The organism is Streptomyces sp. NPDC044064, from assembly GCF_056434245.1.
This window is the reverse complement of sequence record NZ_JBWKFN010000010.1, coordinates 189,834-212,712: the sequence shown is the minus strand read 5'-3', so window position 1 is coordinate 212,712 and position 22,879 is coordinate 189,834. Positions and strand designations below refer to the sequence as shown.

Genomic DNA, 22,879 nt, shown 5'->3' with positions numbered 1-22,879 from the left:
AAACAACCACTCCAGCTGTAGTGCTTCAGTTGTAGTACTCCGGATGTAGTGGTGGCAAGCTTTTTCCGGGATGCTGTCGGCACCGAGGACAAGTAAGAGAAGGGATTCCGCATGGCGGGCAATCCGGAACGGCGGGCGGCGCTGGTGGACGCCGGCATCGAGGTGCTCTCGCGGGAGGGCGCGCGCGGGCTGACGTTCCGCGCGGTGGACGGCGAGGCGGGCGTGCCCACCGGCACCGCGTCCAACTACTTCGCCGGCCGTGAGGACCTGCTCCGCCAGATCGACGCCCGGCTGCACGTACGGCTCGCGCCGGATCCCGAGGTGATGGAGGCGCTGCTGCGCCGGTCCCGTGACCGCTCCCTGGTCAGGGCCCTCATGCAGGACATCATGGACCGGGCCACCCGTGACCGGACCGGCTATCTGGCCCTGCTGGAGATGCGGCTGGAGGCCACCCGGCGCCCCGAGCTGCGGGCCTCCTTCACCAAGTCGGTGCGCGGAGACCTGGAGCAGGGCATCGAGTTCCACCGGCAGTCCGGCCTGCCCGGCGGCGACGAGACCGTCACCGTGCTCTACCTCGCGATGCTCGGCCTCATCCTGGAGCATCTGACCCTGCCGGGCGTCCTGGACGGCGTCCTGGACGGGGTGGGCGTACCGGAGGGGCTGGTCGACAGGATCGTCACGACGATCGTGCCGGAGGGGTAGCCCGGCGCACCGCTCGCCGGGGCAGCCCGCCCCCAGAAGAGCGGTACCCTCCGGCGCCGGCAGCGAGAGCCCGCCCCCGGACCGGGCAGTGGGCGAGCCCCGCACACCGTGGGGATGTGCGGGGCCCTCCGGCCGGAGCCCCCGGGAGGTCGTGCGGGGTCAGGAGCCGCACGGTCCCGGTGACTCCGGGGTCCTTACCGGCCGCGTGTCACCGCGGCCTCAACTGCTGCGCCGGGTCACGAACTCGGCCAGGGCCAGCAGACCGCCCGCCGCCTCCGGCGCGGGCACGGCACGGGCCAGCTCCTGCATGGCCCGGGCCATGCGGTCGGCCGCCTCGGCCTGCGCCCAGTCCCGGCCGCCGGCCCGCTCGACGGCGAGGGCCGTACGCGCGATCTCCCCGCCGTCCCCGGACTCCCCCTGCACATACGGCTTCCCGTACAGCGCGGCGAGTTCCGCGGCCGCCGGGGTGCCGGACACCAGCGCGGCCACGACCGGCAGGGACTTCTTGCGGACCGCGAGATCCGCGCCGGCCGGCTTGCCGGTGTGCTGCGGGTCCCCCCATATGCCGATCACGTCGTCGATCAGCTGGAAGGCGAGCCCCGCCTGGCGGCCGAAGCCGTCCAGCGCCGCCACGTCCTGCGCGTCGGCGCCCGCGTACAGCGCGCCGAGCGCGCAGGCGCAGCCCAGCAGAGCGCCGGTCTTGGCCTCGGCCATGGCGAGCGCTTCGTCCAGGGTGACCTCGCCCGGCGCACGCCGTTCCATGGCCGTGTCGGTGTGCTGTCCGGCGCACAGCTCCACGACACAGTCGGCGAGCCGGACCGCGGCCGCGCCCGAGGCCGGGTGCGGATCCTCGGCGAGCAGCCGCAGGGCCAGCGCCTGCAGGGCGTCCCCGGCGAGGATGGCGTCCGCGTCGCCGAAGACGGTCCACGCCGTGGGCCGGTGCCTGCGGGAGCTGTCGCGGTCCATCACGTCGTCGTGCAGCAGTGTGAAGTTGTGGACCAGTTCGACCGCCACGGCCGCCCGGACGGCCGCCGTCCGCGCCCGCGGGCCGCCGAGCGCGGCGGCCGCGGCGAGGACCAGCGCGGGCCTTATGGCCTTGCCCGCGTTGCCTGCCGCCGCAGTGCCGTCCGCGTGCTCCCACCCGAGGTGGTAAAGCGCGATCCGGCGCATCGAGCCGGGCAGCGACTCGACCGCCGCACGCAGCTCCGGGTCGACGACGGCCCGGGTCCGCTCCAGCAGCGCGGCCGCCTCCTGCCCGTCGAGCGGGCCGCCCCCGGCGTCATCGGCCGGCCCTCGCCGTTCGCCCGTCGCGGGTGAACGCTGTTTGGTCTCCGTCATGAACTCGGCCATGAGTCCCCCTCGCACAGTCCGCGGACGGTGGTGCTTCCGCTCCGGCTGGACGCATACCCCGAGGGTGTACCCGCCCCGAAGGGCGGGAACACGGCCGTGAAGTGCGGAAACGTCACCTCCACCGGCCGATCTCGACGTTCTCCAGGACACCGAGCGCGTCGGGCACCAGGACGGCGGCCGAGTAGTACGCCGTCACCAGGTAGTTGATGACGGCCTGCTCGTTGATGCCCATGAACCGCACGGACAGGCTCGGCTCGATCTCGTCCGGGATGCCGGACTGCCGCAGACCGATGACGCCCTGCTCGTCCTCGCCGGTACGCATGGCGATGATCGAGGTCGTGCGCTCCGGCGTGACGGGGATCTTGTTGCACGGGTAGATCGGCACACCGCGCCAGGTGGGGATGCGGTTGCCGCCGATCTCGACGGTCTCCGGGACCAGTCCGCGCTTGTTCAGCTCGCGCCCGAACGCGGCGATCGCGCGCGGGTGGGCGAGGAAGAGCTTGGTGCCGCGCCGGCGGCTGAGGAGCTCGTCCAGGTCGTCCGGGCTGGGCACACCGTCGTGCGGCTGGAGCCGCTGGTCGTACTCGCAGTTGTTCAGCAGCCCGAACTCGCGGTTGTTGATCAGCTCGTGCTCCTGGCGCTCCTTCAGCGCCTCGACCGTGAGCCGCAGCTGGTGCTCGGTCTGGTTCATCGGCTGGTTGTACAGGTCGGCCACGCGCGTGTGGATGCGCAGCACGGTCTGGGCGATGCTCAGCTCGTACTCACGCGGCCGGGCCTCGTAGTCGACGAAGGTGTGCGGGATCTCCGGCTCGCCGCTGTGGCCGGCCGCCAGCGCGACCTCCTTCTCGCCGTACTTGTTGGTCCGCTGCTCCGGGAGCGCGCGCAGCTCCTGGACGTGCTCGCGCAGCGAGTCGGAGCGCTCCGCGACCTGCTCGAAGTCCTGGCGGGCGAGGATCAGCACCGTGCACGCGGTGTCCGCGCGGGCCGTGTACTCCCAGATGGCGTCCGGGTCCAGCAGCGCCGACTCGCCGAAGTAGGCGCCGTCGGCGAGGACACCGAGGACCGCGTCGTCGCCGTACGGGCCCGTGCCGACCTTCTCGACCCTGCCGTGGGCCAGCAGGTACACCTCGTCGGTCTGGTTGCCGAAGGAGGCGATGACGTCGCCGGGTGCGAAGTCCCGCTGCCGGCAGCGCCGGGCCAGCTCGGTGAGCACCTCCTGGTCCTCGTACGACCGCAGGGCGGGGAGCTCACCGAGTTCGGCGGGGATCACCTCCATCTGGTCCCCCGTCTTCACGAAGGTGATGCGGCCGTCGCCGACGGCGAACGTCAGGCGCCGGTTCACCCGGTACGTGCCGCCCTGGAGATCCACCCAGGGCAGCGTCCGCAGCAGCCAGCGGGAGGTGATCTCCTGCATCTGCGGGGCGGACTTGGTCGTGGTGGCCAGGTTCCGCGCTGCCGCCGTGCCGAGAGACTGCTGCGGCTTGCCCTGCTCCGTGCGGACCTCTTCGCCTACCGACATAAGGAAATGCCCTCTCATGTATGTCCGGCGCCGAGTCGCACACCGGTCTCGCGAGCGAGCCTTCCATTACGGAGAGCGCACGCGCCATTACCCGAAAGAGCGGGAATGGATCATCGGACTACTGGGCAGAAAGAGGGACCCTGTCCAGTGCCCCACCCCGTGTGACCTGTCCGGATCGGCTCGCACAGCGTGCGAACGATGTAGTCCGGGACGTCCGGTTTCGGTAGAAGCAGCGGTACGACAGGGCCGCGCCCCGCGGCCACCGGGCACAGCACGAAGGAGGCGGTCATGGCCCCACCCATGTCCGCGAACGGGTTCCTGGACGCGCTTCGAGCGGAGGGCGTCCAGGTCCTCGAGGTCGGCGACTGGCGGACCCACAACCGCAATCACAAGGGCCCCTGGGGTCCCGTCCACGGCGTGATGATCCACCACACGGTGACCCGGGGCAGCGCCCGCACCGTGGAGCTCTGCCGGACCGGCCACGCGGAGCTGCCGGGCCCGCTGTGCCATGGAGTGATCACCAAGGACGGCACGGTCCACCTGGTCGGCTACGGCCGCGCCAACCACGCCGGCCTCGGCGACGACGACGTCCTGCGCGCGGTGATCGCCGAGAAACGGCTGCCCCCGGAGAACGAGGTGAACACCGACGGCAACCGGCACTTCTACGGCTTCGAGTGCGAGAACCTGGGCGACGGCGAGGATTCCTGGCCCGATGCGCAGCTGGACGCGATCGTGCGCGCCGCCACGGCGGTGTGCCGGCACCACGGCTGGACCGGGCGCTCGGTCATCGGCCACCTGGAGTGGCAGCCGGGCAAGGTGGACCCGCGCGGCTTCTCGATGGCCTGGCTGCGGGACCGGGTCGAGGAGCGCCTGAAGGCGTAGGTGCGGTTGCCGGACCGGACCGGCGCAGGGCGACAATGAGGCGGTGACCAGCACCGCCCCGCTCGCCCCGCGCCTGCCCTCCCCGCTCGTGGAGGTCCGGGACGACCGGTTCGACCGGCACGGCCTGCGCCTGCTGCTCAAGCGGGACGACCTGATCCACCCGGAGCTGATCGGCAACAAGTGGCGCAAGCTGGCGCCGAACCTGGAGGCGGCGCGCGGCCGCGAGCTGGTCACCTTCGGCGGGGCGTACTCCAACCATCTGCGGGCCACCGCCGCCGCGGGCCGGCTCCTCGGCCTGGCCACGGTCGGTGTGGTCCGCGGCCAGGAGCTGGCCGACCGCCCGCTCAACCCGTCCCTGTCCCGCTGCGCGGCCGACGGCATGCGGCTGCACTTTGTCGACAGGTCGACGTACCGGCACAAGAGCGAGCCGGCGACTCTCGCCGCGATCCTGCGCGAGGCCGGTGCCGAGGGGGCGTACGTCGTACCCGAGGGAGGCAGCAACGCCGCGGCCGTACGCGGCTGCCGGGCTCTGGGCGAGGAGCTGCGCGGCCGCGCCGACGTCGTCGCGGTCGCCTGCGGAACCGGCGGCACCCTCGCCGGACTCGCCGCCGGCCTGGCCCCCGGACAGCGCGCACTGGGCATACCGGTCCTGAAGGGCGGCTTCCTGGAGACCGACATACAGACCCTCCAGGAGCACGCCTTCGGCAGCCGCACCGGCACCTGGTCCCTCGACGACCGCTTCCACTTCGGCGGCTACGCCCGCACGCCCCCCGAGCTCGACGCCTTCGCCGAGCACTTCGAGCGGCGCCACGGACTGCCCGTAGAACGTCTCTATGTCGCCAAGTTGCTGTACGGACTCACCACGCTGGCGGAGGAGGGCGCCTTCACCCGCGGCACGACGATCGCGGCGGTCATCACCGGACGGCCCTTCCCGCAGGCCCAGGGCCTGCCGGCAGCTGTGCGGTCCGCGCCGCCGCCTCCCGGTCCGCCGCCTCCAGCTCGGCCCAGATGATCCAGGAAGAGCTGTGGTTGTCCTGAGTCTCCTCCCAAAAGGCCCGCGCGACGGCCCGGGACGCGTCCCGGGCCAGGCCCCGCCCCGCCGCAAGGGGCTCGAAGCACTGGATCCGGACCCCGAAGAGGCAGCCGAACGCGTCGTACGTGCGGTGTCGTAGACGTGGTCGAGAGCCGTCGCCGGGTGCCGGCGGAGCAACGGCGGAGCGGACGGCCGGCCGGCGATCTGCGCGGCGGGACGGGCCCTAGCCCGCCTCCCGGTACGCGGCCGCCTCCTCCAGGTCGAGTCTGCGGAGCAGGGCGCGGAGCATCTCGTCGTCGATGTAGCGGTGGTCGCGGAGGCGGACGAAGACCTCGCGTTCGGCGCCGATCATCTCGCGCGACAGCCGGCGGTAGGTGTCGTCCACGGACTCGCCGGTGACCGGGTTGACCTGGCCGAGGCGCTCCCAGACAGCGTTGCGGCGGCGCTCCAGGACCATGCGCAGGCGGTCGGCGAGCGGCGGGGGCAGGGCGTTGCGCTCGTCGGAGAGGAGTTCGTCCAGGCGGTTCTCGGCGGCCCGGGAGGCCTGCGCCTGGGCGTTGGCCTCGGCGAGCGTCTCGGCCTGCCGGTCGCGGCCGGGGAACCTCAGTAGGCGGATCAGCGGGGGCAGCGTCAGGCCCTGCACGACCAGGGTGCCGATGACGGTGGTGAAGGTCAGGAACAGGATCAGGTTGCGCTGCGGGAAGGGGTGGCCGTCGTACACGGTGGGGATGGAGAAGGCGATGGCCAGGGAGACCACACCCCGCATGCCGGCCCACGAGGTGACCATCGCGCCCCGCCAGGTGGGGTTCTCCTCGCGTTCCCTGATCCCCGCCGACAGCAGGCGGGGCAGGAAGGTCCCCGGATACACCCAGACGAACCGGGCGAGGACGACGACGAGGAAGAGGGCGACGGCGTACCAGGTCGCCTTGACGCCCTCGTATCCCCCGAGCCCCTTGAGGACGACCTGCAGCTGCAGGCCGATCAGGGCGAAGACAGCCGACTCCAGGATGAAGGCGACCATCTTCCACACCGCCTCCTCCTGCAGCCGCGTGGCGAAGTCGACCTCCCACGCGCGGTGACCGAGGTAGAGGGCGACGACCACGACCGCGAGGACCCCGGAGGCGTGCAGCTGTTCGGCGACGCCGTAGGCGACGAACGGGATCAGCAGGGAGAGGGTGTTCTGCAGGAGGGGTTCCTTCAGGTGCGTGCGCAGCCAGTGCAGGGGTGCCATCAGGACAAGACCCACGCCGACACCGCCGACCGCCGCGAGCAGGAACTCCCGGATCCCGCCCGCCCAGGTGGCGCCCTCGCCGACGACCGCGGCGACGGCCACCTTGTAGGCGGTGATCGCGGTGGCGTCGTTCAGCAGCGACTCGCCCTGCAGGACCGTCGTGATCCGGGACGGCAGACCGACCCGGCGCGCCACCGCCGTGGCGGCCACCGCGTCCGGCGGCGCCACCACCGCGCCCAGCACCAGCGCGGCGGTCAGCGGCATCCCGGGGATGAGCACGTAGGCGGCCCAGCCGACGGCGAAGGTCGCGAAGAGCACGTAGCCCACCGACAGCAGCGCCACGGGCCGGATCTGGGCCCGCAGGTCGAGGTAGGAGCTGTCGGTCGCCGAGGTGTACAGCAGCGGAGGCAGCAGCAGCGGCAGGACGATCTTGGGGTCGAGGGTGTAGTCCGGCATCCCGGGGACGTAGGAGACCGCCAGACCGACCGCGACCAGCAGCAGCGGCGCCGGCACCGGGGTGCGCCGGGCGGCCCCCGCCACCGCGGCACTGCCCGCCACCAGCAACAGCAGCGGCATCACATCCATGGTCCTCGCCCACCCTCGTTTTTCCGCGCGGTCACCCGCACGCCCGTCGTAATCTGGCAATCATGAAACAGTGCACGCACTCCGACGCGCTGCCGCACCCCGAGCCCGACCCGCTGAGCGAGACCTGCCCGGAGTGTCTCGCGCGCGGGACGCATCCGGTGCAGCTGCGACTCTGCCTGTCCTGCGGCCACATCGGCTGCTGCGACTCCTCGCCCGGCAGACACGCGACGGAGCACCACGAGACGTCCGGTCACCCGGTGATGCGGACCTACGAACCCGGCGAGGACTGGCGGTGGTGCTTCGTCGACCACGTTCTCGTGTGACACTGCACTGACACGGCATAAGGCCGCGGCCGTGGACGGTTCGAGCGTCTGACGCCGGGGTACGTCAATCAACCCGGCGCGCGCTCTTCCCATTTGGGCCCGCAGACCCTCTAGACACGGAGCGTATCCACAGCTTTACTGTGAGTGACGCCAGGGGGTTGGGGTCCCGGGGACAGGACCGTTCGGAGCGCGATAGCGTCACCGCGGAACCACATGTGCGTTACCCCGAGGGGCAACCCTCGGCCCCGTAAAGCTTGTACCACCATGGAGGTGAGGGTGTCCCAGATCGCAGGCGAGCCCGCGACCCAGGACTTCGTGGAAGTCCGGCTGCCGGCTGCGGGTGCCTACCTGTCGGTGCTGCGGACGGCCACGGCCGGTCTTGCGGCCCGCTTGGACTTCACCCTGGACGAGATCGAGGACCTGCGCATCGCCGTGGACGAGGCCTGCGCGATCCTGCTGCAACAGGCCGTGCCCGGCTCTGTGCTCAGCTGCGTCTTCCGGCTCGTCGACGACTCGCTGGAGGTCACGGTGTCGGCGCCGACCACCGACGGCCACGCCCCCTCTCGGGACACCTTCGCCTGGACGGTGCTCTCGGCCCTCGCGGGCAAGGTCTCGTCCGCCGTCGACGAGGACAAGACCGTGTCGATCAGCCTCTACAAACAGCGCGGCGCGGGCCCCGGGCCGGCGTGAGGAACGGGGACGGGCCGGTGCGGGACGAAGAGCGCGGCACACGGGAGCTGCCGACGGGGGACCGAAGCCCCGCGGACGGTTCCCGACGCATGGCGGACGGCATCGACGGCATCCCCGAGCAGGCCAGGCCGCACCCGGAGGAGGACTCGGCCGAGGCCGGCAGCGACGGTGCCGTGCAGAGCACTCCTCCGGCGGGACACGGCGGGGTCGGATCCGCCGCCCACGCGGAGGCGAGGGCTCGGGGAAGGGCTACGGGCGGGACGATGAGCGAGCACGAGCGATACGCCGAGGACGACGCGCTGGGCGCGAAGGCCGTGCAGGCCACTCAGCACGACCCGCAGGACCGCAGCGGGGCGCGTGCGATGTTCATCGAGCTGCGCAAACTGAACCAGGGCAGCGCGGAGTACGCGGAGCTGCGCAACCAGCTGGTCCGTATGCACCTGCCGCTCGTCGAGCACCTGGCGCGCCGCTTCCGCAACCGCGGCGAGCCGCTCGACGACCTCACCCAGGTCGCCACGATCGGCCTGATCAAGTCGGTCGACCGCTTCGACCCCGAGCGCGGCGTGGAGTTCTCCACGTACGCCACCCCGACCGTCGTCGGCGAGATCAAGCGGCACTTCCGCGACAAGGGCTGGGCGGTCCGCGTGCCGCGCCGGCTGCAGGAGCTGCGCCTCGCGCTGACGACGGCGACGGCCGAGCTGTCCCAGCAGCACGGCCGCTCCCCCACGGTCCACGAGCTGGCCGAGAAGCTGGCCATCTCCGAGGAGGAGGTCCTGGAGGGCCTGGAGTCCGCCAACGCGTACTCCACCCTGTCCCTGGACGTCCCCGACACCGACGACGAGTCCCCGGCGGTCGCCGACACCCTCGGCGCCGAGGACGAGGCGCTGGAGGGCGTGGAGTACCGCGAGTCCCTCAAGCCGCTGCTGGAGGACCTGCCGCCGCGCGAGAAGCGGATCCTGCTGCTGCGCTTCTTCGGGAACATGACCCAGTCGCAGATCGCGCAGGAGGTCGGCATCTCGCAGATGCACGTCTCCCGGCTGCTCGCCAGAACCCTCGCCCAGCTGCGGGAGAAGCTGCTCGTCGAGGAGTGAGCGTCGACGGGTGAGCGCCACTGGGTGGGCGCCCAGGGGTGAGCCCTACTCGGCCCGGCCCGGTCCCTTGATCCCGAGGGCCTGGGTCGTCGCCGAGTTCACCAGCAGCACCAGCGCGGCGATCGCCACGACGGCCAGAGCGATGCCGCCCGGGATGGCCATGCTGTCGGCCTTGAGCAGGTTGTAGGCCACCGGAAGCGCCATGATCTGCGTGATGACGGCGGGGCCACGGCTCCAGCTGCGCCTGAGCAGCAGACCGCGCGCGGCGAGCAGCGGCAGCAGCGCGAGCACCATCAGGGTGATCCCACCGGTCACGGCCTGCTGCCGGTCGTCGGGATCGCCCGTGAGTCCGAGGACGAGGATCCAGACGCCACCGACCACCAGGGCGGCACCCTCCAGCCCGGCCAGCGCCGCCGCGTACGTCAGCCGGCGCGGGCGGGGCTCGGCGGCTTCGGTCGTTTCCGGGGCGGATTTCTGCTCACTGCTCACGCCAGAAGCGTAGCCCCGCACCCTACGGCGGCGGCCTCCGCCCCGGGTCCGGCGCGGTGGTGAGTGTCCAGGCTCACGCCCTCGCCTCTTACCTGATCCCTACCTCGGTCTGGGCCGGGTACCCCCCAGTAGGTACGCTGCCATCCATGCGTGCACTTCTCGTGGTCAATCCGGCGGCAACCACCACAAGCGCACGCAGGCGTGACGTGCTGATCCACGCACTCGCCAGCGAGATGAAGCTGGAGGCGGTCACCACCGAGTACCGCGGCCACGCGCGCGACCTGGGCCGGCAGGCCGCGGAGAGCGACGACATCGACCTGGTCGTGGCCCTCGGTGGCGACGGCACCGTCAACGAGGTCGTCAACGGCCTGCTGCACGACGGCCCCGACCCGGACCGCCTGCCCGGCCTCGCCGTGGTCCCCGGCGGCTCCACCAACGTCTTCGCCCGCGCCCTGGGCTTGCCCAACGATCCCGTCGAGGCCACCGGCGCCCTGCTGGACGCGCTGCGCGACGGAACCGAGCGGGTCGTCGGGCTCGGCCTGACCTCGGGCACGCCCGGCACCGAGGACGAGGCGGTGCCCGACCGCTGGTTCACCTTCAACGCCGGGCTCGGCTTCGACGCGGGTGTGGTCGGCCGGGTCGAGCAGCAGCGCGAGCGCGGCAGGAAGTCGACCCACGCGCTGTACGTGCGACAGGTGGTCCGGCAGTTCCTCGGCGAGCAGCACCGCCGGCACGGCGCGATCACTCTGGAGCGCCCCGGCGCCGACCCGATCACCGATCTAGTTGTCGCCATAGTCTCGAACACGTCCCCTTGGACGTATCTCGGCAATCGCCCGATGTACACGTCACCTAAGGCGTCGTTCGATACAGGGATCGACGTGCTCGGTCTCAGCCGCCTGTCGACGGCCGCGGTTGCCCGGTATGGCACGCAGTTGCTCACTTCGTCCCCCGAGCGCGGACCCCATGGCAGGCATGCGGTCTCACTGCACGACATGGACCAGTTCACCTTGCATTCGAAGGCCCCCCTGCCCCTTCAGATGGACGGCGACCACCTCGGACTGCGTACGAGCGTGACGTTCACAGGCGTACGCCGCGCACTGCGTGTGATTGTGTGAGCGGAACGGGCCAAAGTCCTTTCACTCGAACGTTTAGGCCAGGATCCACCCCATGGAAGTACGGCTGTGACCCAGTCGACACCGAGGAATCAAAAAAAACTTTCCGGAAGGGGTTGTATCCGTCGCTGAGGTTTGCGAGTCTCTACGTGGCGATCGGGACGGCCCGCAACACCGGCCTCCACTGATCACCAGAACCCCTCTTCGAACCAAGGACCACGCCGGGGAACACTCGGCGGTCGGCCCTTCACTTGTTGAGGGATTCGTGAAAGCGTTCACATTCACAAGCAACTTGCATGTAATACCAAGGAGAGGTAGCAGCCATGGACTGGCGTCACAACGCCGTTTGCCGCGAGGAAGACCCCGAGCTCTTCTTCCCCATCGGCAACACCGGTCCTGCGCTGCTGCAGATCGAGGAAGCCAAGGCCGTCTGCCGTCGCTGCCCCGTCATGGAGCAGTGCCTGCAGTGGGCGCTCGAGTCCGGCCAGGACTCCGGCGTCTGGGGTGGTCTCAGCGAGGACGAGCGCCGCGCCATGAAGCGCCGCGCCGCCCGCAACCGGGCCCGTCAGGCCTCCGCCTGACAGTCCCACCCCTGCTGACAGCCTGAGCTTGGCGGCGCGTACAGCGAGTACGCATCTCCCGCCCCCGAGCCGCAGCGCGCAGTACCCCCGATGCGCTTAGCGACAAGCAGAGCAGCAACGAGCTTTAAGCCCCGGGCCACTTGGTGGTCCGGGGCTCAATGCTGTTCGGGGCACTGCAGGTCGGGCCTGCCGGGCAGGTCCTACTTCTGCGAGCGCACCGGAATGTCCAGGATGACCTGTGTGCCCCGCTCCGGTGCCGGGACCATGTCGAAGGTGCCGCCCAACTCGCCCTCCACCAGCGTCCGTACGATCTGCAGACCCAGGTTGCCCGCCGTCTGCGGGTCGAAGCCCTCGGGCAGGCCGACGCCGTCGTCCTGGACGGTGACGAGGAGGCGGGCCTCCTTGGTGGTGCCGCCGCGGACCGCGGAGACCTCGACCGTGCCGGTGTCGCCCTCGCGGAAGCCGTGCTCCAGCGCGTTCTGCAGGATCTCGGTGAGAACCATCGACAGCGGGGTGGCGACCTCGGCGTCGAGGATGCCGAAGCGTCCGCTGCGCCGGCCGGTCACCTTGCCCGGCGAGATCTCGGCGACCATCGCGAGAACCCGGTCGGCGATGTCGTCGAACTCCACCCGCTCGTCCAGGTTCTGGGAGAGCGTCTCGTGCACGATCGCGATCGAGCCGACCCGTCGCACGGCCTCCTCCAGGGCCTCCCGGCCGCGCTCGGACCCGATGCGCCGGGCCTGCAGCCGCAGCAGCGCCGCGACGGTCTGCAGGTTGTTCTTCACCCGGTGGTGGATCTCCCGGATGGTCGCGTCCTTCGTGATCAACTCGCGCTCACGGCGGCGGAGTTCGGTGACGTCCCGCAGTAGCACCAGGGAACCGATACGGGTGCCCTTGGGCTTGAGCGGGATGGCCCGGAACTGGATCACCCCGTCGTTCGCCTCGATCTCGAACTCGCGCGGCGCCCAGCCGCTGGCCACCTTGGCGAGCGCCTCGTCCACCGGACCCCGGGTCGGGGCGAGTTCGGCCGTGGTCTGCCCCAGGTGCTGGCCGACCAGGTCGGCGGCGAGGCCGAGGTGGTGGTAGGCGGAGAGGGCGTTCGGGGAGGCGTACTGGACGATGCCGTCGGCGTCCAGCCGGATCAGGCCGTCGCCGACACGCGGGGAGGCGTCCATGTCGACCTGCTGGCCGGGGAAGGGGAAGGCGCCGGCCGCGATCATCTGCGCGAGGTCCGAGGCGCTCTGGAGGTAGGTCAGTTCGAGGCGGCTCGGGGTGCGGACGGTGAGCAGGTTGGTGTTGCGGGCGATGACGCCGAGGACACGGCCCTCACGCCGTACGGGGATCGACTCGACCCGGACGGGGACCTCTTCGCGCCATTCCGGGTCCCCCTCGCGCACGATCCGGCCCTCGTCCAGTGCCGCGTCCAGCATGGGCCGCCGGCCGCGCGGGACCAGGTGGCCGACCATGTCGTCCTGGTAGGAGGTCGGGCCGGTGTTGGGGCGCATCTGGGCGACCGAGACGTACCGCGTGCCGTCGCGGGTGGGGACCCACAGGACCAGGTCGGCGAAGGAGAGGTCGGAGAGCAGCTGCCACTCCGAGACCAGCAGGTGGAGCCACTCGAGGTCGGAGTCACCGAGGGCCGTGTGCTGGCGTACGAGTTCGTTCATGGAGGGCACGCTGTGAGCGTACCCGGGGCCCGGTGATGGCCGAAAAAACACCCGCGGGCCGCGGCGCCTGGGAGGGACCCTCAGCCCTCCCGGCACCGCAGCCCGGAGCATCATCGGCCGTGGGGTGTGCGGTCCCGGTCGGCCGAAGGTCGAGGAGCCGGTGCAGTCAGGGCAGAGAGCCCCGGTTCCTCGTCCGTCCTCCTGTGCGGGGAAGACGGAAGCTGTTCAGTTTTCCCTACGATTTTCCCCTACGCATTCTGGACTAGACCACGATGGCGTGTCCATGCGCGTGGGGGTATGCGTTGGAGTCTGCTGGCACGCAATGCCACGCAGCCTAGCCCGCCCGGGTCAGCCACGGGGCCAGATGGCCATGGCAATTTCCGCGAGCGCCTCCAGTTCCGCCCGGCTCGCGCCGTCCCGGGCCTGCTGGGACATGCCCTGGATCATGGCTCCGGTGTGCCGCGCGAGCGTCGCCGGATCGGCGCCGGCCGGCAGTCGCCCCTCGGCCGCGTCGGCCCGGATGCGGGACTCGAGGGCGGCGATGCCCGAGTTGCGCCGTTCCCGCAGCAGTTGCTCGACCTCGGGGCTGGTGCAGTTGGTGGCCGCGTGGACGACCAGGCAGCCGTAGGGGTGGGCGGGGTCGGTGTACTCGGCGGCGGCCTCGCGCAGTGTGCGTTCGACGGCGGCGCGGGCGGTGGGTTCCTCGGCGAGGGCGCGGTCGACGAAGGCGCCGTGGGTGTCGCCGTAGACCCGGACGACCTCCTCGAACAGGCTGCGCTTGTCACCGAAGGCCGCGTAGAGGCTCGGGGCGCCGATGCCCATGATCCGGGTGAGATCGGAGACGGAAGTGGCCTCGTAGCCGTGCTCCCAGAAGGCCATGAGCGCCTTCTCCAGCGCGGTCGCGCGGTCGAAGGAGCGCGGGCGGCCGCGCGTCCTGGCGGGCTTGGCCTGCGCTTTCGCGTCCTCGCTGGTCACCATGGGGTGCATTTTATAGCGCCCCCTAGAGAAATGTCGGCGGAGTGTTGTACGGTTTTTGTGTAGCGATCACTAGACAAATGTGGAGGGGTGGCGGACATGGGTGTGCTCACGGGGAGGACGGCCCTGGTCACGGGTGCGAGCCGGGGCATCGGGCGGGGCATCGCCGAGCGGCTGGCGCGGGACGGGGCGAGGGTGGCGGTGCACTACGGCAGCAACGAGGCGGCCGCCGGGGAGACCGTGGCCGCGATCGAGGCGGCGGGCGGATCGGCGTTCGCGATCGGGGTGGAGCTGGGCGCGCCGGGGGACGCGGAGCGGCTGTGGGAGAAGTTCGACCGGCAGGCGGACGGACTGGACATCCTGGTGAACAACGCCGGGATCGGCACGGCGCCCCCGGTCGGCGAGATCACCGAGAAGGAGTACGAGCGGGTCTTCGCGGTCAATGTGAAGGCGCCGTTCTTCCTCGTCAGGCACGGCCTGTCGCGGCTGCGGGACGGCGGCCGGGTCGTCAACGTCTCCTCGGGGCTCGCCCGGACCGCGGTCATGCCGGACAGGACGGCCTACGCGATGACCAAGGGCGCGCTGGACGTCTTCACCCGCGACCTGTCGAAGGTGCTGGGCCCCCGCGGCATCACGGTGAACTCGGTGGCGCCGGGAATCATCGACACGGACAACACGGCCGGGCTCCTGCACGGGACACCGGACGGCTGGGCACGGGCCGCTGCCATATCGGCGCTCGGCCGGGTGGGGACGCCGGCCGACGTGGCGGACGTGGTGGCGTTCCTCGTGTCCGACGCCGGGCGATGGGTGACGGGGAGCTGGGTGGACGCGACCGGGGGGTCACTGACATAGCAGGCGTCCCACCTGGGCCCAGGAGTCCGATTCTGTTAGATTGGTCTAAACCACATAGCGACTCTTGCTCCGACCTCTCCCCTGTTCTCCAGGCCCTCTTCAGAACGGCAGGCCCAGCGTGGAAGTTGTCATCGTTCCGGACGCGGCGGCGGGCGGCGAGCTGATCGCCGAGGCCATGGCCCAGCTGCTGCGGCGCAAGCCCGACGCCCTGCTCGGCGTGGCCACCGGCTCGACCCCGCTGCCCATCTACCAGGCCCTGACCGCCAAGGTGAGCTCCGGCGCAGTGGACACCGCGCGGGCCCGGATAGCCCAGCTCGACGAGTACGTGGGGCTGCCCGCCGAGCACCCCGAGTCCTACCGCTCGGTGCTGCGCCGGGAGGTGCTGGAGCCGCTCGGCATCGGGATGGACGCGTTCATGGGGCCGGACGGCACGGCCGAGGACGTCCAGGCGGCGTGCGAGACGTACGACAGGGCGCTCGCCGAGGCCGGCGGCGTGGACCTGCAGCTGCTGGGGATCGGGACGGACGGGCACATCGGGTTCAACGAGCCCTGTTCCTCGCTCGCCTCGCGCACCCGGATCAAGACGCTGACCGAGCAGACCCGCGTCGACAACGCGCGCTTCTTCGACGGCGACATCGAGCAGGTGCCGCACCACGTGATCACCCAGGGCATCGGCACCATCCTGGAGGCCCGGCACCTGGTGCTGCTCGCGACCGGCGAGGGCAAGGCGGACGCGGTCGCCGCGACCGTCGAGGGCCCGGTCGCGGCGGTCTGCCCGGCCTCCGCGCTCCAGCTGCACCCGCACGCCACGGTGGTCGTGGACGAGGCGGCCGCGTCCAAGCTCAAGCTGGCCGACTACTTCCGGCACACCTACGCGAACAAGCCGGACTGGCAGGGGATCTAGCCCGGACACCGGCGTCGGCACCGGTACCCGCACCGGTACCGGCACACCATCCGTTGGACTAGACCAACAACGGGTGCGACGGTATACAGAGGAGATCACGGAGCGTGCGGGTGGAGCCCTGACACACGAAGCCGTGCCACGATGTGAGCCGTGGCCGATGGGATGTCGGTCGCTTTCGGCATCAGGAGCCGGGAAGGCAGAGCATGAGCACCGACGTCGGCAGTGCGGAGAACGAGGCCGGGACGACGGTCCGTACCGCGCGCGTGCCCAAGTACTACCGCTTGAAGAAGCATCTGCTCGACATGACGGAGACGCAGGCGCCGGGCACGCCGGTCCCGCCCGAGCGCACGCTGGCGGCCGAGTTCGACACCTCCCGCACCACCGTCCGCCAGGCCCTGCAGGAGCTCGTCGTCGAGGGCCGCCTCGAGCGCATCCAGGGCAAGGGCACCTTCGTCGCCAAACCGAAGGTCTCGCAGGCGCTGCAACTCACCTCGTACACGGAGGACATGCGGGCCCAGGGCCTGGAGCCCACCTCGCAGCTGCTGGACATCGGCTACATCACGGCCGACGACCGGCTCGCCGAGCTGCTCGACATAACGGCCGGCGGACGGGTGCTGCGCATCGAGCGGCTGCGCATGGCCAACGGTGAGCCGATGGCGATCGAGACCACCCATCTTTCGGCCAAGCGCTTCCCGGCGCTCAGGCGCTCGCTGGTGAAGTACACGTCCCTGTACACCGCCCTCGCCGAGGTCTACGACGTCCATCTCGCCGAGGCCGAGGAGACCATCGAGACCTCCCTGGCCACCCCGCGCGAGGCGGGCCTGCTCGGCACCGACGTGGGCCTGCCGATGCTGATGCTCTCCCGCCACTCCCTGGACCGCGAGGGCAAGCCGGTGGAGTGGGTGCGCTCCGTCTACCGGGGCGACCGGTACAAGTTCGTGGCGAGGCTCAAGCGCCCGCAGGACTGAGGGAAGTTGGCGTCTTCACGCCACAACCTCCAAATCGACATGCCGTTATACGGACGAGGTCTTCCGCTGCCACGACACCGTCACCTAGATTGCCTGCGCATTACACAGGTGATCAACCAGGGGACGGAGCCGTGGCATGTCCGAAACGCCTGAAGTGAGACCACCGGTTGTGACGCCGGCCCGAGTGATCATCGGCCTGTGTCTCGTCGCGCCCTTCGTGGCGATGCTGTGGGTGGGCTCGTACGCCAAGACGGACCCCGCGTTCATCGGGATCCCTTTCTTCTACTGGTACCAGATGCTGTGGGTGCCGGTCTCCACCGTGCTCACGGTGCTCGCGTACAAGCTCTGGCAGCGTGACCAGAGCGCCCGCAGGGCGACTCAGGGCAAGGGGGCGGCGCAGTGAAGAACGGCGTCAACGGCGTCGCGCTCGGCGTCTTCATCTTCTTCTTCCTGGCCGTCACGGTCATGGGCTTCCTGGCCGCCCGCTGGCGCAGGGCCGACGACGAGCACTCCCTGGACGAATGGGGCCTGGGCGGACGGTCGTTCGGTACCTGGGTCACCTGGTTCCTGCTCGGCGGCGACCTGTACACGGCGTACACCTTCGTCGCCGTGCCGGCGGCGATCTACACGGCGGGCGCGGCCGGTTTCTTCGCCGTGCCGTACACCATCCTGGTCTACCCGCTGATCTTCACGTTCCTGCCCCGCCTGTGGTCGGTCTCGCACAAGCACGGCTATGTGACGACCTCGGACTTCGTGCGCGGCCGCTTCGGCTCCAAGGGCCTGTCGCTGGCCGTGGCGCTCACCGGCATCCTCGCGACGATGCCGTACATCGCGCTCCAGCTCGTCGGCATCCAGGCGGTGCTGGACGTGATGGGCGTCGGCGGCGGCGAGAACACCAACTGGTTCGTGAAGGACCTCCCGCTGCTCATCGCCTTCGGTGTGCTGGCCGCCTACACGTACTCGTCGGGCCTGCGCGCGCCCGCGCTGATCGCGTTCGTCAAGGACACGCTGATCTACATCGTCATCGCGGTGGCGATCATCTACATCCCGATCAAGCTGGGCGGGTTCGACGACATCTTCGCCAAGGCCGGCGAGAAGTTCACGAAGGCGGGTGCGGGCGGGCTCGTCCCCGCCCCCGCGGGCCAGTGGACGTATGCCACGCTGGCGCTCGGTTCGGCGCTCGCGCTGTTCATGTACCCGCACTCGATCACCGCGACGCTCTCGTCCAGGAGCCGTGAGGTGATCCGGCGCAACACCACGATCCTGCCGCTGTACTCGCTGATGCTGGGCCTGCTCGCGCTGCTCGGCTTCATGGCGATCGCGGCCGGGGTGAACGTCACCAACGGGCAGTTGGCGATTCCGCAGCTGTTCGAGGACATGTTCCCGGACTGGTTCGCGGGCGTCGCCTTCGCGGCGATCGGCATCGGCGCCCTGGTGCCCGCGGCCATCATGTCCATCGCGGCGGCGAACCTCTTCACCCGCAACATCTACAAGGACTTCATCAGGCCGGACGCCACGCCGAGGCAGGAGGCCCAGGTCTCCAAGCTCGTGTCGCTGCTGGTGAAGGTCGGCGCCCTGGTCTTCGTCCTCACCATGGACAAGACGGTCGCCATCAACTTCCAGCTGCTGGGCGGCATCTGGATCCTGCAGACCTTCCCGTCCCTGGTCGGCGGCCTGTTCACGCGCTGGTTCCACCGCTGGGCGCTGCTCGCCGGCTGGGCGGTCGGCATGGTCTACGGCACCGCCGCCGCGTACGGCGTGGCCTCGCCGACCCAGAAGCACTTCGGCGGCTCCGCCAAGGAGATCCCGGGTATCGGTGAGATCGGCTACATCGGCCTCACGGCCTTCGTCCTGAACGTCGCCGTCACGGTGGTCCTGACCTTCGTCCTGAAGGCTCTCAAGGCCCCTGAGGGCCTCGACGAGACGAGCCCCGCGGACTACACGGCGGACGCGGGCGACGCGGGAGTTCAGGTGGAACTCCCCCCGGCCACGGCGGGCGCCGGGCACTGAGAGGCGCCCCGAAGGGGGCGCGAGCAACCACGATCCACCCGCAGCGGGCCGCCGGCAACAAGCACCACGGCGGCCCGCTGTTGACCCTCTGAAGCCGCCACAACACGCAGCAGACACAACATCTGGGGGTGACACCACAACCCGGCACTAGATGTATGCTCATCCTCGCTGTCGCCGCAGGGGAATCCGGTGCGAATCCGGAACTGTCCCGCAACGGTGTACTTGCGTGTATCCGCACGCCCGTTCAGTCCGAGGACCTGCCGGCAGCGCGCGCCCGGCCGTCCGGTCCGGGTGCCTTGAGACGTCCGGGCCTCGTGGAGTGGGCCGGTGGACGCGACGCCGTGCGCGCTCGTGCTGCCCCCCGCCCTCCGCCAGGCCCTGTGCCGAGCGAGGGAGAGCCCCACGTGACCATCGCGCCAGCCGACCCGGCTTCAGCCGTCCAGGCGACCGCAGCACCGGTGGAGACCGACGGTCCCGGTGCCGCGCTGCTGCGGACCCTGACCGAGCTGACCGCCGACCTCCCCGACGCCGACCCCGGCCGGGTCGCCGCGGCCGCGCTGCGGGGCCGTTCCGCCCGGGCCGACGAGGCGGAGTTGCGCGAGCTGGCCACGGAGGCGGCCGCCGGCCTCATCTCCGAGGACCCTGCCTACTCCCGGCTGGCCGCCCGGCTGCTGACCATCTCGATCCGCGCCGAGGCCGCCTCGCAGGGCGTGACGTCCTTCACCGAGTCCGTCGCCGTGGGCCACCGCGAGGGCCTGGTCGCCGACCGCACGGCGGAGTTCGTACGACTGCACGCCGCGCGTCTCGACACGCTGATCGACGCGGCCGGCGACGACCGCTTCGGCTACTTCGGTCTGCGCACCCTGCACAGCCGCTACCTGCTGCGCCACCCCATCACCCGCAAGGTGATCGAGACGCCCCAGCACTTCATGCTGCGCGTCGCCGCTGGTCTCGCCGAGGACGACACGACCCGCTCCGCCGACGAAGTCGCCGCGCTCTACGGGCTCATGAGCCGCCTCGACTACCTGCCCTCCTCCCCCACGCTCTTCAACTCCGGCACGCGGCACCCGCAGATGTCGTCCTGCTACCTCCTCGACTCACCGCTGGACGAGCTGGACTCCATCTACGACCGCTACCACCAGGTCGCCCGCCTCTCCAAGCACGCCGGCGGCATCGGTCTGTCGTACTCCCGGATCCGCAGCCGCGGTTCGCTGATCCGCGGCACCAACGGACACTCCAACGGCATCGTCCCGTTCCTGAAGACCCTGGACGCCTCGGTGGCCGCCGTGAACCAGGGCGGCCGGCGCAAGGGCGCGGCCGCGGTGTACCTGGAGACCTGGCACTCCGACATCGAGGAGTTCCTGGAGCTGCGCGACAACACCGGCGAGGACGCGCGCCGTACGCACAACCTCAACCTCGCGCACTGGATCCCGGACGAGTTCATGCGCCGGGTGAACGCCGACGAGCAGTGGTCGCTGTTCTCCCCGGCGGACGTGCCGGAGCTGGTCGACCTGTGGGGCGAGGAGTTCGACGCCGCGTACCGCAAGGCGGAGGCGAACGGGCTCGCGAAGAAGACCATCCCGGCCCGCGACCTGTACGGCCGCATGATGCGCACCCTCGCGCAGACCGGCAACGGCTGGATGACCTTCAAGGACGCCGCCAACCGCACCGCCAACCAGACGGCCGAGGCGGGCCACGTCGTCCACTCCTCGAACCTCTGCACGGAGATCCTGGAGGTCACCGACGACGGCGAGACGGCGGTCTGCAACCTGGGTTCGGTCAACCTCGGTGCCTTCGTGCGGGACGGGGACATCGACTGGGAGCGCCTCGACGAGACCGTCCGCACGGCCGTCACCTTCCTCGACCGCGTCGTCGACATCAACTTCTACCCGACCGAGCAGGCGGGCCGCTCCAACGCCAAGTGGCGTCCGGTGGGCCTGGGCGCGATGGGTCTGCAGGACGTCTTCTTCAAGCTGCGCCTGCCCTTCGACTCCGCCGAGGCCAAGGCCCTGTCGACGCGGATCGCCGAGCGGATCATGCTCGCCGCGTACGAGGCCTCCGCCGACCTGGCCGAGCGCAACGGCGCGCTGCCGGCCTGGGAGAAGACCCGCACCGCCCGCGGTGTCCTGCACCCCGACCACTACGACGCCGAACTGACCTGGCCCGAGCGCTGGGCGGCCCTGCGCGAGCGGATCGCCGAGGTCGGCATGCGCAACTCGCTGCTGCTGGCGATCGCCCCGACCGCCACCATCGCGTCCATCGCGGGCGTGTACGAGTGCATCGAGCCGCAGGTCTCCAACCTGTTCAAGCGCGAGACGCTGTCCGGCGAGTTCCTGCAGGTCAACTCCTACCTGGTGCAGGACCTCAAGGAGCTGGGCGTCTGGGACGCGCGCACCCGTGAGGCGCTGCGCGACTCCAACGGCTCGGTGCAGGACTTCGCGTGGATCCCGGCCGACGTGCGGGCGCTGTACCGCACGGCGTGGGAGATCCCGCAGCGCGGCCTGATCGACATGGCCGCTGCCCGCACCCCGTTCCTGGACCAGTCGCAGTCCCTGAACCTGTTCCTGGAGACGCCGACGATCGGCAAGCTCTCCTCGATGTACGCGTACGCCTGGAAGCGGGGCCTGAAGACGACGTACTACCTGCGCTCCCGCCCGGCGACCCGCATCGCGCGCGCCGCCCGGGCGCAGGCCCAGACCCCCATCCCCGTGCAGCAGGCCGCCGACCCCGACGCCGTCGCCTGCTCCCTCGAGAACCCCGAGTCCTGCGAGGCCTGCCAGTAATGCCCGCCCGTCGCCCGACCACCACCCCTGGAGGACGGCGCTCCGCGCCGACAGAGATGACTGCCAAGAACCTGCTCGACCCGGGCTTCGAGCTGACGCTGCGCCCGATGCGCTACCCCGACTTCTACGAGCGCTACCGGGACGCCATCAAGAACACCTGGACCGTCGAGGAGGTCGACCTCCACTCGGACGTCGCCGACCTGGCCAAGCTGACGCCGGCCGAGCAGCACCTGATCGGCCGCCTGGTGGCCTTCTTCGCTACGGGCGACTCGATCGTCGCGAACAACCTGGTGCTGACGCTGTACAAGCACATCAACTCCCCGGAGGCGCGCCTGTACCTGTCGCGCCAGCTCTTCGAGGAGGCCGTGCACGTCCAGTTCTATCTGACGCTGCTCGACACCTACCTGCCCGACCCGGACGACCGCGCAGCCGCCTTCGCGGCCGTGGAGAACATCCCGTCCATCCGCGAGAAGGCCGGTTTCTGCTTCAAGTGGATCAACGAGGTCGAGAAGCTGGACCGACTGGAGTCCAAGGCGGACCGCCGGCGCTTCCTGCTCAACCTCATCTGCTTCGCCGCGTGCATCGAGGGCCTGTTCTTCTACGGCGCCTTCGCGTACGTCTACTGGTTCCGCAGCCGGGGTCTGCTGCACGGTCTCGCCACCGGCACCAACTGGGTGTTCCGCGACGAGACGATGCACATGTCCTTCGCCTTCGACGTGGTCGACACCGTCCGCAAGGAGGAGCCGGAGCTCTTCGACGACGAGTTGCAGCAGCAGGTCACGGACATGCTGCGGGAGGCCGTCGAGGCCGAGCTGCAGTTCGCGCGCGACCTGTGCGGTGACGGCCTGCCGGGCATGAACACCGACTCGATGCGGCAGTACCTCGAGTGCGTCGCCGACCAGCGCCTCACCCGCCTCGGCTTCGCCCCGGTGTACGGCTCCGAGAACCCCTTCTCCTTCATGGAGCTGCAGGGCGTCCAGGAGCTGACCAACTTCTTCGAGCGGCGCCCGTCGGCGTACCAGGTGGCCGTCGAGGGCACGGTCGACCTGGACGAGGACTTCTGAGTCCGGTCGCTCTCGGCCGACCATCGATCCGGCGCGCGTTCCGGGGCTCGCAAGCCGCCTGAGCGCGC

The 22,879-nt window shown here is 70.5% G+C and carries 21 protein-coding genes and 1 riboswitch; of the genes, 15 read left to right on the top strand and 6 right to left on the bottom strand.

Annotated features, from left to right (window positions below; genetic code table 11):
• The first annotated feature begins 111 nt into the window (after positions 1–111).
• Positions 112–702 carry a TetR/AcrR family transcriptional regulator gene (locus tag AC07DS_RS18580; protein ID WP_479146568.1) on the top strand — a complete coding sequence of 197 codons (591 nt, stop codon included), beginning with the start codon at positions 112–114 and terminating at the stop codon, positions 700–702.
• 219 nt (positions 703–921) lie between these two features.
• On the opposite strand, the gene AC07DS_RS18575 is transcribed toward AC07DS_RS18580, so the two are convergent.
• Both AC07DS_RS18575 and AC07DS_RS18570 read right to left on the bottom strand, forming a co-directional pair.
• The gene (locus tag AC07DS_RS18575; RefSeq protein WP_479146566.1) at positions 922–2,052 is read right to left on the bottom strand and encodes a family 2 encapsulin nanocompartment cargo protein polyprenyl transferase; all 1,131 of its coding nucleotides are present in this window, start codon (positions 2,050–2,052) and stop codon (positions 922–924) included.
• A 112-nt stretch (positions 2,053–2,164) separates the two neighbouring features.
• Positions 2,165–3,571 carry a family 2B encapsulin nanocompartment shell protein gene (locus AC07DS_RS18570; RefSeq protein WP_479146564.1) on the bottom strand — a complete coding sequence of 469 codons (1,407 nt, stop codon included), beginning with the start codon at positions 3,569–3,571 and terminating at the stop codon, positions 2,165–2,167.
• Positions 3,572–3,859: 288 nt separating this feature from the next.
• Here AC07DS_RS18570 and AC07DS_RS18565 point away from each other — a divergent pair, with 288 nt between their 5' ends.
• Both AC07DS_RS18565 and AC07DS_RS18560 read left to right on the top strand, forming a co-directional pair.
• On the top strand, positions 3,860–4,453 hold the full coding sequence (locus tag AC07DS_RS18565) for an N-acetylmuramoyl-L-alanine amidase (RefSeq protein WP_479146562.1): 594 nt from the start codon (positions 3,860–3,862) through the stop codon (positions 4,451–4,453).
• A gap of 43 nt (positions 4,454–4,496) precedes the next feature.
• Positions 4,497–5,465: a 1-aminocyclopropane-1-carboxylate deaminase/D-cysteine desulfhydrase gene (locus AC07DS_RS18560; RefSeq protein ID WP_479146561.1), complete on the top strand. Its 969-nt coding sequence runs from the start codon at positions 4,497–4,499 to the stop codon at positions 5,463–5,465.
• A 244-nt stretch (positions 5,466–5,709) separates the two neighbouring features.
• Here the strand turns inward: AC07DS_RS18560 and AC07DS_RS18555 are convergent, their stop codons facing one another.
• A complete protein-coding gene (locus AC07DS_RS18555) occupies positions 5,710–7,302 on the bottom strand; it encodes a Na+/H+ antiporter (RefSeq protein WP_479146559.1) in 1,593 nt (530 codons plus the stop codon).
• Positions 7,303–7,364: 62 nt separating this feature from the next.
• Between AC07DS_RS18555 and AC07DS_RS18550 the strand changes: the two genes are divergently transcribed.
• The 3 genes from AC07DS_RS18550 to AC07DS_RS18540 all read left to right on the top strand — a co-directional run bounded on the left by AC07DS_RS18550 (position 7,365) and on the right by AC07DS_RS18540 (position 9,406).
• A complete protein-coding gene (locus tag AC07DS_RS18550) occupies positions 7,365–7,625 on the top strand; it encodes a UBP-type zinc finger domain-containing protein (protein WP_479146557.1) in 261 nt (86 codons plus the stop codon).
• 276 nt (positions 7,626–7,901) lie between these two features.
• Positions 7,902–8,315 (top strand): ATP-binding protein, encoded by a 414-nt coding sequence (locus AC07DS_RS18545; protein WP_004925829.1) that lies wholly within the window; start codon positions 7,902–7,904, stop codon positions 8,313–8,315.
• Between the two features lie 17 nt (positions 8,316–8,332).
• On the top strand, positions 8,333–9,406 hold the full coding sequence (locus tag AC07DS_RS18540) for an RNA polymerase sigma factor SigF (RefSeq protein WP_479146555.1): 1,074 nt from the start codon (positions 8,333–8,335) through the stop codon (positions 9,404–9,406).
• Between the two features lie 45 nt (positions 9,407–9,451).
• Here the strand turns inward: AC07DS_RS18540 and AC07DS_RS18535 are convergent, their stop codons facing one another.
• Positions 9,452–9,895 (bottom strand): hypothetical protein, encoded by a 444-nt coding sequence (locus AC07DS_RS18535; protein WP_479146554.1) that lies wholly within the window; start codon positions 9,893–9,895, stop codon positions 9,452–9,454.
• Between the two features lie 146 nt (positions 9,896–10,041).
• Here AC07DS_RS18535 and AC07DS_RS18530 point away from each other — a divergent pair, with 146 nt between their 5' ends.
• On the top strand, positions 10,042–11,010 hold the full coding sequence (locus tag AC07DS_RS18530) for a diacylglycerol/lipid kinase family protein (RefSeq protein WP_479146552.1): 969 nt from the start codon (positions 10,042–10,044) through the stop codon (positions 11,008–11,010).
• 320 nt (positions 11,011–11,330) lie between these two features.
• A complete protein-coding gene (locus tag AC07DS_RS18525; RefSeq protein ID WP_016639615.1) occupies positions 11,331–11,588 on the top strand; it encodes a WhiB family transcriptional regulator in 258 nt (85 codons plus the stop codon).
• A gap of 200 nt (positions 11,589–11,788) precedes the next feature.
• On the opposite strand, the gene AC07DS_RS18520 is transcribed toward AC07DS_RS18525, so the two are convergent.
• Positions 11,789–13,264, bottom strand: coding sequence for a sensor histidine kinase (locus AC07DS_RS18520; RefSeq protein ID WP_479146551.1), 1,476 nt, complete (start codon positions 13,262–13,264; stop codon positions 11,789–11,791).
• Positions 13,265–13,603: 339 nt separating this feature from the next.
• Positions 13,604–14,233, bottom strand: coding sequence for a TetR/AcrR family transcriptional regulator (locus AC07DS_RS18515; protein WP_479146549.1), 630 nt, complete (start codon positions 14,231–14,233; stop codon positions 13,604–13,606).
• 96 nt (positions 14,234–14,329) lie between these two features.
• Here AC07DS_RS18515 and AC07DS_RS18510 point away from each other — a divergent pair, with 96 nt between their 5' ends.
• The 7 genes from AC07DS_RS18510 to AC07DS_RS18480 all read left to right on the top strand — a co-directional run bounded on the left by AC07DS_RS18510 (position 14,330) and on the right by AC07DS_RS18480 (position 22,811).
• Entirely contained in the window at positions 14,330–15,082 is a 753-nt protein-coding gene (locus AC07DS_RS18510) for an SDR family oxidoreductase (RefSeq protein ID WP_479146548.1), read from the top strand.
• A gap of 118 nt (positions 15,083–15,200) precedes the next feature.
• Positions 15,201–15,986, top strand: a complete 786-nt coding sequence (nagB, locus tag AC07DS_RS18505) for a glucosamine-6-phosphate deaminase (protein ID WP_479146547.1) — start codon at positions 15,201–15,203, stop codon at positions 15,984–15,986.
• A 203-nt stretch (positions 15,987–16,189) separates the two neighbouring features.
• Positions 16,190–16,954 carry a GntR family transcriptional regulator gene (locus tag AC07DS_RS18500; RefSeq protein WP_145883119.1) on the top strand — a complete coding sequence of 255 codons (765 nt, stop codon included), beginning with the start codon at positions 16,190–16,192 and terminating at the stop codon, positions 16,952–16,954.
• Positions 16,955–17,090: 136 nt separating this feature from the next.
• Positions 17,091–17,357, top strand: a complete 267-nt coding sequence (locus AC07DS_RS18495; RefSeq protein WP_479146544.1) for a DUF3311 domain-containing protein — start codon at positions 17,091–17,093, stop codon at positions 17,355–17,357.
• On the top strand, positions 17,354–18,964 hold the full coding sequence (gene mctP, locus AC07DS_RS18490; protein WP_479146542.1) for a monocarboxylate uptake permease MctP: 1,611 nt from the start codon (positions 17,354–17,356) through the stop codon (positions 18,962–18,964). The genes AC07DS_RS18495 and mctP overlap by 4 nt, the downstream gene beginning before the upstream one ends.
• 155 nt (positions 18,965–19,119) lie before the next feature.
• A riboswitch (cobalamin riboswitch) is annotated at positions 19,120–19,243 on the top strand.
• A gap of 125 nt (positions 19,244–19,368) precedes the next feature.
• Positions 19,369–21,747: a ribonucleoside-diphosphate reductase subunit alpha gene (locus AC07DS_RS18485; protein ID WP_479146540.1), complete on the top strand. Its 2,379-nt coding sequence runs from the start codon at positions 19,369–19,371 to the stop codon at positions 21,745–21,747.
• Positions 21,748–21,803: 56 nt separating this feature from the next.
• Positions 21,804–22,811: a ribonucleotide-diphosphate reductase subunit beta gene (locus AC07DS_RS18480; protein ID WP_479146538.1), complete on the top strand. Its 1,008-nt coding sequence runs from the start codon at positions 21,804–21,806 to the stop codon at positions 22,809–22,811.
• The last annotated feature ends 68 nt before the right edge of the window (positions 22,812–22,879 follow it).